Here is a 1761-nt window from a genome sequence, read left to right as displayed (position 1 = left end):
CGCGCACCGGCCCAGTCGCTCAGCCGGCCGTCCGCCCCGGCTGCCGGCCCCGGATCGCCCACGCCCGCGCGCTGAGCACGATCGATCCGTCCGCCCGGGTCGGCACCGACGCGCGCAGTGCCTCCCGCAGCCGGCCCCGAGCCGGCCCCGACAGCGCGGCCACATACCCGGGAGCGGGCCCCTGCCCGGCCAGGAACGGCTCCCACAGGTCCGCGAAGCCGGCAAACCCGGTGGCCACCTCGATCGGTACGACCGCCACGTCCGCCAACCCGGCCCGCTCCCAGCACGCCCGCAGCCGATCGGGACGGCACCGCGCGAACCGGCGGCCCTCGTCCCACCGCTCCGCCGCCGGATCCACCGCGCCGGCGGCGGCCCAGAAATACCGCAGGAAGCCCATGCCCTCGGCGTAGTCCCACACATACGCGGCCACCGTCCCGCCCGGCCGCACCACCCGGGCCGCCCGAGCCACCGCCGCGGCAGGCGCCGGCAGGAAGTTGAGCACCAGCCCGCTCACCACCATGTCGCACGCCCCGTCCCGAAGCGGCGGCGCCATCGCGTCGGCCACCACGAAGCCGGCCGGCGGGGGCACCTCGGCCCGGGCCCGGGACACGAAGGCGGCGGATCGGTCCAGGCCCAGCACCCACCCCGGTCGCCCCCGCGCCACCACGGCCGCGGTCAACGCGCCCGTGCCGCAGCCCGTGTCCAGCCATGCCAGCCCCGGCGCGGCGTGCAACCAGGCCACGAACTCGGCCGCGACCGCCCGACTCCACCGCCCCATATACCGCTCGTAGGCGTCCCCGGCCGCCCACGTGTCGAACCGCTGCTCGGTCATCCCTCCACCCTCCCCGACCCGCCGTAGACCGGCCACAACAGCGCCGGCCGTGGGGCTGGTGACCCGGCCGGCCGGCCTTCGTCGCGGCCCGACACGCCCGATACACCGCACCGAGCCGATCCGCATGGGCCTGGCACAATGGTTCGGGAATCGGTTCGATCGCGCCGGTCGGCGCCGCCTTTCGTTCGGAACGCGCCGGATGAGCGGCGTCCAGGGAAGAGGAACCACCCCCGTGAGCGAGAGTCGACCCGCCGAGGGCCCGCCGACATCGAACCAGGACGTGGCGCACAACGCCCGAGTCTGGAACCACTGGTTGGGCGGCAAGGACAACTACCCGATCGACCGCAAGGTGGGCGACCACGTCACGGACATGTTCCCCTCGATCGGCGAAGTCGCCCGGGCGGACCGCGACTTCCTGGGCCGCGCGGTGCGGTTCCTGGCCGGCGAGGCGCGAGTGGAGCAGTTCCTGGACATCGGCACCGGGCTGCCCACCGCCGACAACACGCACGAGGTCGCCCAGCGGGCGAACCCCGCCGCGCGGATCGTGTACGTGGACAACGACCCGCTGGTACTGGCGCACGCCCGCGCCCTGCTCACCAGCACCCCCGAAGGCGCCACCGACTACCTGGACGCCGACGCCCACCACCCGGACGCGATCATCCAAGCCGCGGCGGCCACACTGGACTTCGAGCGGCCCATCGCGGTGATGTTGCTGGGCAGCCTCAACTTCATCCTGGACACCGACACGGCCGTGGACATCGTCCGCCGGCTGATGGCCGCGGTGCCCGCCGGCAGCCACCTCGTGGTGACCCACCCGACCACGGAACTCGGCGGCGAGGACATCGAGAAGGCCATCGACGCGCGCGGCCGTGACAACTCCACGATCCACGTCGCCATTCGCTCGTTCTTTCGCGCGCTGCGGCGGGAAC

2 protein-coding genes are annotated in these 1761 nt (G+C 74.2%); one reads left to right on the top strand and one right to left on the bottom strand.

What is annotated here, in order from left to right:
* Positions 1-19 precede the first annotated feature (19 nt).
* Positions 20-832, bottom strand: a complete 813-nt coding sequence (locus ABZS54_RS42850) for a class I SAM-dependent methyltransferase (protein ID WP_355548860.1) — start codon at positions 830-832, stop codon at positions 20-22.
* Between the two features lie 232 nt (positions 833-1064).
* Between ABZS54_RS42850 and ABZS54_RS42845 the strand changes: the two genes are divergently transcribed.
* A partial coding sequence (locus ABZS54_RS42845; protein ID WP_355548857.1) for an SAM-dependent methyltransferase occupies positions 1065-1761 on the top strand: 697 nt, incomplete at its 3' end.

The sequence above is a fragment of the Embleya sp. NPDC005575 genome (genome assembly GCF_040605455.1).
Taxonomy (GTDB): domain Bacteria; phylum Actinomycetota; class Actinomycetes; order Streptomycetales; family Streptomycetaceae; genus Embleya.
Note: the sequence above shows the minus strand (reverse complement) of the source record. Positions and strands in the feature narration are given on the sequence as shown.

Coding starts and splice junctions, on each gene's coding strand:
- ABZS54_RS42850 (WP_355548860.1), bottom strand. CDS start 832: ATGACCGAGCAGCGGTTCGACACGTGGGCGGCCGGGGACGCCTACGAG.